Source organism: Streptomyces sp. SYSU D01066-1 (assembly GCF_054956795.1).
On the sequence record NZ_JBUDHV010000007.1, the window covers coordinates 48,349 to 55,219 of the forward strand.

The 6,871-nt window shown below is 72.6% G+C and carries 6 protein-coding genes and 1 tRNA gene; 3 read left to right on the forward strand and 4 right to left on the reverse strand.

The features are described 5' to 3' along the window. Positions 1 to 298: 298 nt before the first annotated feature. Both ACY1JF_RS09325 and ACY1JF_RS09330 read right to left on the reverse strand, forming a co-directional pair. Complete coding sequence (locus tag ACY1JF_RS09325) at positions 299 to 883, reverse strand: SigE family RNA polymerase sigma factor (protein ID WP_462704531.1); 585 nt, start codon at positions 881 to 883, stop codon at positions 299 to 301. Positions 884 to 1,194: 311 nt separating this feature from the next. After that, complete coding sequence (locus ACY1JF_RS09330; protein WP_462704532.1) at positions 1,195 to 1,518, reverse strand: hypothetical protein; 324 nt, start codon at positions 1,516 to 1,518, stop codon at positions 1,195 to 1,197. Between the two features lie 358 nt (positions 1,519 to 1,876). Here ACY1JF_RS09330 and ACY1JF_RS09335 point away from each other — a divergent pair, with 358 nt between their 5' ends. Then, on the forward strand, positions 1,877 to 2,746 hold the full coding sequence (locus tag ACY1JF_RS09335) for a bifunctional DNA primase/polymerase (protein WP_462704533.1): 870 nt from the start codon (positions 1,877 to 1,879) through the stop codon (positions 2,744 to 2,746). A gap of 64 nt (positions 2,747 to 2,810) precedes the next feature. Here the strand turns inward: ACY1JF_RS09335 and ACY1JF_RS09340 are convergent. Then, positions 2,811 to 2,897 (reverse strand) — tRNA-Ser (locus tag ACY1JF_RS09340). Between the two features lie 304 nt (positions 2,898 to 3,201). After that, positions 3,202 to 4,644, reverse strand: coding sequence for a S1C family serine protease (locus ACY1JF_RS09345; protein ID WP_462704534.1), 1,443 nt, complete (start codon positions 4,642 to 4,644; stop codon positions 3,202 to 3,204). A 335-nt stretch (positions 4,645 to 4,979) separates the two neighbouring features. On the opposite strand from ACY1JF_RS09345, the gene ACY1JF_RS09350 reads away from it, so the two are divergent. Both ACY1JF_RS09350 and ACY1JF_RS09355 read left to right on the forward strand, forming a co-directional pair. Further along, entirely contained in the window at positions 4,980 to 5,807 is an 828-nt protein-coding gene (locus ACY1JF_RS09350) for a glycerophosphodiester phosphodiesterase (RefSeq protein ID WP_462704535.1), read from the forward strand. 152 nt (positions 5,808 to 5,959) lie between these two features. Next, positions 5,960 to 6,598: an ATP-binding protein gene (locus ACY1JF_RS09355; protein ID WP_462704536.1), complete on the forward strand. Its 639-nt coding sequence runs from the start codon at positions 5,960 to 5,962 to the stop codon at positions 6,596 to 6,598. Positions 6,599 to 6,871 lie beyond the last annotated feature (273 nt).

A 6,871-nucleotide genomic window follows, 5' to 3' on the forward strand; every position in this document is an offset into this window, starting at 1 on the left:
CGATCACTGCGGATCGGGGGCGGGGCTCGGCCGGGCCTGCCCGGACCCCTCGGACCGGGGGCTGGCCGGGACATACCAGGGCGTGCCCGAACCCCCTCGGGCCAGGGACCTGGCCGGGGCCTGCCCGCCCCTGCCCGGGCACGCCTGGGACCCGCACGACCGCTCACCGGGACCCGCCCGCTCACTCGCCGGAACACGCCCGGCCACTCACCAGGACCCCCGCTCGTCGGCCCCTCGCAAGGATCCGGCGGTCAGTTCCTCGCAGGGACCTGGCGGTCAGTTCCTCCAAGGCCCCGGGTCACCGGGACATACCCAGCTCAGGGTGGAGTTCGGGGTCGTCCCGGAGCTTTCCCAGGGCGCGGGACACCGCCGACTTCACCGTGCCGACGGAGACGCCGAGCACTTCGGCCGTCTGGGCCTCGCTGAGATCCTCGTAGTACCTGAGGACGACCATCGCCCGCTGGCGGGCCGGCAGCTTCAGGATCGCCCGCCACATCGCGTCGTGCAGCGCCTGCTGCTCGGCCGGGTCGTGCCCGCCGGGCACGGGCTCCGGCTCGGGCAGCTCGTCGCACGCGAACTCGTCGACCTTGCGCTTGCGCCACTGTGACGTCCGTGTGTTCAGCAGGGCCCGCCGGACGTAGCCGTCCAGTGCCCGATGGTCCTCGATGCGCTCCCAGGCGACGTACGTCTTGGTGAGCGCGGTCTGCAGCAGGTCCTCCGCGTCGCTCGGGTTCGCGGTCAGCGACCGGGCGGTGCGCAGCAGCACCGGCTGCCGGGCCTTCACGTACGACGCGAAGGACGGGTACGAGAACGGCTGGTACGGCACGGTCTGCGTCGCCGGCCCGGCGACGTTCGAAGCCCTGGTGCAGACGGGTGTGGTCATGCCCCAACGCTATGAGCGACGGGTACGGCCCCGGATCGGCCGCAGGTCCCGAAGCGGGCTCCGCCTCAGGTTGTAGGGACGGGCCCGGCCGCACCTCCTGTGGGTGGACGAGGGGTGCGGGGCGGATGAGGGATCACCCCTGGGGGCGGACCCGGAGGGTGGACGCCCGGCGGGGGGAACGCCTGCGCGACGGTACCGGAGTACCGCCGCGCCGACGCGTCGCGACCCCATGAAGCACACCCACACCTCGGAGGGAGGGACCGGCCGGGCCGGCGCCGGTGAGCAAGCGCCCGTACCGGTCCCTCAGCCCACTACCACAGCGGGGTGAAGTTGACGGCCACGTTCTCGTTGCCCTGGTTGATGGCCGTGAACGCGGAGCCGTCGACCTGCGCGGTGTTGCTCTGGTTCGAGGCGCCCGAGCCGACCGCCTGCTGCTGCGTGGTCGCCGAGTTGCCGTTGTTGTCGCCGCCGACGCCGCTGCCGATGATGCCCGCGTAGGCCTCGGAGGCGGTCGCGTTCGATCCGTCGTCCGCGATGGCGCCGTTGTCAGCGGTGGCCACGCCGGCGAAGAGGGCGGCGGCGAGCGGCAGGGCGGAGACGGCGGCGATGACGCGAGCGGTACGGATGCTTGCCATGTTGTTCCTCCTGAAGATGCGCACCGGCCGCTGCCGGCGACACGAGAAGTACCTGGACCAGCCTGTTCACCAGGACAGTTGGCCGCCCGTCCCGGTGCCGTGCACGACGTCGCGTGATCAGAGTTGCCCACCGATCACCCGCGAACCACCCCCATAGCCCCGATTCGCCCTCAAGCGTGAGGAGAAGTGGATAAACCCTTTCGCACCCTTGCGTCGCACCTCAGGACAGGAGGGACAGCAACACCCCAAGCAGTACAAGAGGTGAAGCGTTCCGGCATCACCGCTCCCGCCACCCCGCACCCGGCGCGTCGTACGCACTCCCCTTCCCTTTCTCGAACAGACATACGAAAATGAAGTCATGGCCACCACCGACCGGCAGGCCACGACGCCGGCCCTCGCACACGCTCTGTCCGCCGCCGAGCGCGGACTGGCCGTCATCCCGCTCTCCCGGACGAAGCTCCCGGCCCTGCGTTCCCCGCACCGCGACGGCCCCGACGGCACCACCCCCTGCCGCGGCGAGTGCGGACGCCCCGGCCACGGGGTCCACGACGCCTCCACCGACCCCGCCCGCATCCGCGAACTGTTCGCGGCCGCCCCCTGGGCCACGGGGTACGGCATCGCCTGCGGTCTGCCCCCGCACCACCTCATCGGCATCGACCTGGACACGAAACCGGACGGGAACTCCCCGACCGCCCTGCGCGAACTGGCCCTGCGGCACCTGTTCACGATCCCGCCCACGATCGTCGTCCTCACCCCCAGCGGTGGCCGCCACCTCTGGCTGACCGGCCCGCCCGACACCGCCGTGCCCAACTCGGCCGGCCGCCTCGCCCCGGGCGTCGACGTCCGCGGCACCGGCGGCTACCTGGTCGGCCCCGGCTCCCGCACCCGGCACGGCACGTACGCCATCGCCCCCGGGACCGCGCACCTGGCGCCCGCGCCCTGCCCGCGCGCCCTCCTGCGCCTGCTGCTCCCCGCGCCCCGCACGCACCACCCCACGCCCTCCCCCGACACCGCCCAGGGCCAGGGCCTGGTCAACTTCGTCCTCTCCGCCCACGAGGGCCAGCGCAACACCCGCCTGTTCTGGGCGGCCTGCCGCGCCTACGAGAACGGCATCGGCCCCGCCCTCACCGACGCCCTCCTCGACGCGGCCCTCCACACCGGCCTCACCGAACGCGAGGCCCGGGCCACCCTCACCTCAGCCGCCCGCATGACGGGACACCGCCCCTGACATCCCCCACTGCCGAACGACCACGGCCCCCGACCGTCATGCCTGGTCAGGGGCCGTCTCGCTGCGGTGGGTGTGGGATTTGAACCCACGGTGACATCGCTGCCACGACGGTTTTCAAGACCGTTCCCTTAGGCCGCTCGGGCAACCCACCTCTGCCCCGGCCCGCCTGGGGCGGAGCGGGTACAGCGTACCGGCACCCGGCGGTGTGCGGGGGCCGGAGGTCCGGGGAGACGGATGGCTGCCCGGGGCCCCGGGTTCCGGGCCCCGGGTTCCGGGTTCCGGGTTCCGGGTTCCGGGTTCCGGGTTCCGTTCGATGGTGTGTCGCATCGCGGGGCGTACTCGGTGCCCGGCCGGCCGGGCAGCGGGTGTGCGTCGGGTCCTGCTGCCGGCCACGACGGTGAGGAGGCCGTGCCGCCGGCCAGGTCCTCACCGTGTGCGAGAAGCGGCCGGGCGGCTCAGTCGTCGCCGGTCTTGGAGCCCAGGGTGAGTTCCACCGTGTTCTCCTTGCCGTCGCGCTCGTAGGTGACCTTCACCTTGTCGCCGGGCTGGTGGGTCCAGATCTCGCCGATCAGGGTGGGGCCGCTGTCGATGACGTGGTCGTCCAGCTTGGTGATGACGTCACCGGGCTTGAGGCCGGCCTTGTCCGCGGGGCCGCCGGACTCGACGGGCTCGGCGCCGCTGACGCCCTGCTCGGTGATCTGGGCGCCGTCCGTCGTCTCCTCCAGGGAGACGGAGGCGCCGATCTTCGCGTACACCGGCTCGCCGGTCTTGATCAGCTGCTGGGCGACGTACTTGGCCTGGTTGATCGGGATGGCGAAGCCGAGGCCGATGGAGCCGGCCTGGCCGGTGCCGCCGAGGCCGTTGCTCGCGGACTGGATCGCGGAGTTGATGCCGATGACGTTGCCCCGGGCGTCCAGCAGCGGGCCGCCGGAGTTGCCCGGGTTGATGGAGGCGTCGGTCTGCAGGGCGCTCATGTAGGACGCCTTACTGGTGGCACTGCCGTCACTGGAGGCGACGGGGCGGTCCTTGGCGCTGATGATGCCCGTGGTGACGGTGTTGGACAGGCCGAACGGGGCGCCGATGGCGATCGTGGAGTCGCCCACGGCCACCTTGTCGGAGTCGCCCAGGGCGAGCGGGTTCAGGTTCGACGGCGCGTTCGCCAGCTTGATGACGGCGACGTCGTAGCCCTGCGCGTGGCCGACCACCGAGGCGTTGTACTTCTTCCCGTCCGGGAACGTGGCGGTGAGCTTTCCGCCGTCGACCGCCTCGGCCACCACGTGGTTGTTGGTGAGGATGTGGCCCTGCTTGTCGAAGACGAAACCGGTCCCGGTGCCGCCCTCGCCGCTGGTGCTCTCGGCCTCGATGGTGACCGTGCTGGGCAGCGCCTTGGCGGCCACGCCCGCGATGGTGCCCGCGTCGCGCTTGACCGAGCCGCCGGTGTCCGAGGCGGAGACCGTGGTGGAACCCGAGTCGTTGTTCTCGGCCAGGGTGTAGCCGAGGCCGCCGCCGAGGCCGCCCGCCACCAGCGCGGCGACCAGGACCGCCGCGAACAGTCCACCGCGCCCGCCGCCGGACTTCGGCGCGGGCGGCTGGTACGGGGCGCCCCAGCCGCCGCCTCCGCCGCCGGAACCGTCACCGCCGCCGAATCCGACGCCGCCACCGGTGCCGCCGCCCGCGTACGGGGTGGACGGCGGCGGGGGCGGCGGCCAGGAGGCGTCGGGGGCCGAGCCCTGCGCGGCCGCTCCGTACGGGGCGGGTGCCGGCGCCGGGCCGCCCTGGAGCGGACTGCCCTGGCCCGGACCGCCCTGGTGGCTCTGGGAAGCTGCGGCGGAATCCACCGGCACGGGGGGTGCGGACGGGGCCGGAGGTACCGCGGTGCCCTCGTTCTCGGTGCTCACAGCTTTTCTCCTCGGTCCACGGCTGTTGTTCGTCCCACTCGGTCGCACTCAGTCGCACTCAGTCGCACTCAGTCGCACTCGACCGTGTCCGGCCATGCTCGTGCGCGCTCGTACGCGCTCGTGGGCGCCGGGCCCGGAGGGTCCGACGCGTGCAGCTGCGCATGTCTTTTTTGTATGCCCCAGCTTTTCCCACGAGCCGTCAGAGCACCATAAGCGGTCGCTGTGGGTCCGTGGTTATTCCTTACTTAGGAAATGTAAGACATACCGGCCCGGATGCCCCGCCCGCGTCTTCCGCCCGCCTCACACCTGTCCCCGCCCGGTGGCACCATGACGCGGTGACCCACGCACGACAGCACCGTATCCAGGTCGTCGCCCACCGCGGGGCCTCGGAAGAAGCCCCCGAACACACCCTCGCCGCGTACATGAAGGCCATCGAGGAGGGTGCGGACGCCCTCGAGTGCGACGTGCGCCTGACGGCCGACGGCCACCTCGTGTGCGTCCACGACCGGCGCGTCAACCGTACGTCCAACGGGCGCGGCGCGGTCTCGGCGATGGAGCTGGCCGACCTGGCGGCACTGGACTTCGGCTCCTGGAAGACGCGCGAGGCGTGGCGGATCCGCGGCGAGGAACCCCAGTGGGAGCACCGTCCGGAGGACCGGGAGGCGACCTCCGTACTCACCCTGGAGCGGCTGCTCGAACTCGTCGCCGACGCGGGACGCAGGGTGGAGCTGGCCGTCGAGACCAAGCACCCCACGCGCTGGGCGGGGCAGGTGGAGGAGCGGCTGCTGGCGCTGCTGAAGCGGTTCGGGCTGGACGCCCCGGCCGACCCGGACGACACGCGCGTGCGCGTGATGAGCTTCTCGGCGCGTTCGCTGCACCGGGTGCGGGCCGCCGCGCCGACCCTGCCCACCGTCTACCTGATGCAGTTCGTCTCGCCCCGGCTGCGCGACGGGCGGCTGCCGGCCGGCGTCCGGTTCGCGGGTCCCTCGGTGCGGATCGTGCGCAGTCATCCCGCCTATGTCGAGCGTCTGAAACGGGCCGGCCACCAGGTGCACGTGTGGACCGTGAACGAGCCGGGGGACGTGGACCTCTGCGTGAACCTCGGCGTCGACGCCATCATCACCAACCGCCCCCGCGCGGTCCTGGACCACCTCGGCCGCTGAGACCGCCGACCGGCACGCGCACTGCTGCGGAACGCACACCTGGTCGGCCACCGGCCTGATCCGGTAGCCAAACCGGCACATTCCAGCCATCCGGGCGCCGTCTGATCACCGGGAGTGCTCCGGCGCGTTCGGCCCGTGTCCGGGTGTGCCGAATGCGTCACCGGGCGCGGATCGGCCGGTTTCCGGTTCAGGCCAAAGGGGCATTCACACCGTGGCGTGGGGCGAAGGAGGTCTCGGGGGTGGCGTTGGTGGTGGCACAGGAGGTGCCGACGTCGTCGAGTATGGCCGTTCCCCATGGTCCTTCGGGCGTGGGGGAAGCAAGGCACCGCATGCGTGATCAGTTGCGCGAGAGCGGAGTCACGGAAGCGGTCATCGACGACGCCGTACTGATCCTTTCAGAACTCTTGAGCAATGCCTGCAAGCACGGCCGGCCCCTGGGGGACGCCCTGGCCGGAGACGGCGACGTACGGGCCGCCTGGCGGGTGGACGCCGGCGGCCGGCTCCTGGTCGAGGTGACCGACGGCGGCGGACCGACCCGTCCGGCCCCGGCGACCCCCTCGGTGACGGCGCACGGGGGCCGCGGGCTCAACATCATCACCGCGCTGGCCGACGACTGGGGAGTGCGCGACGACGCCCGGGGCGAGGTCACGGTCTGGGTCGTCGTCCACGACGACGTGTACGACCCGGACGCCGGACACCGGCGCGACGACTTCGCCGCGCGCGTGGGCGTCCCGGCGGTGGCCGACATCCCGGGACTGGACTTCGCGGACGCCTTCGACGATCTCGGCTGACCACGACGGGCCGACGCCGCGTCGGGCCGACGCCGCGGTGAACCGGGTCGGCGGGCGGGCTGGAGCGGCGCGTCCAGCGGACGGGGCGGCGGGTGGGGGACTTGACCGGCGCGCTCGGCGGACGGGGTGGCGGATGCGCGGACTTGACCGGCGCGTCCAGCGAACGGACCGGCGGACAGACCGACTCGACCGGCCCGCCCAGCGGACGGACCGGCGGACAGACCGACTCGACCGGCCCGCCCAGCGGACGGACCGGCGGACAGACCGACTCGA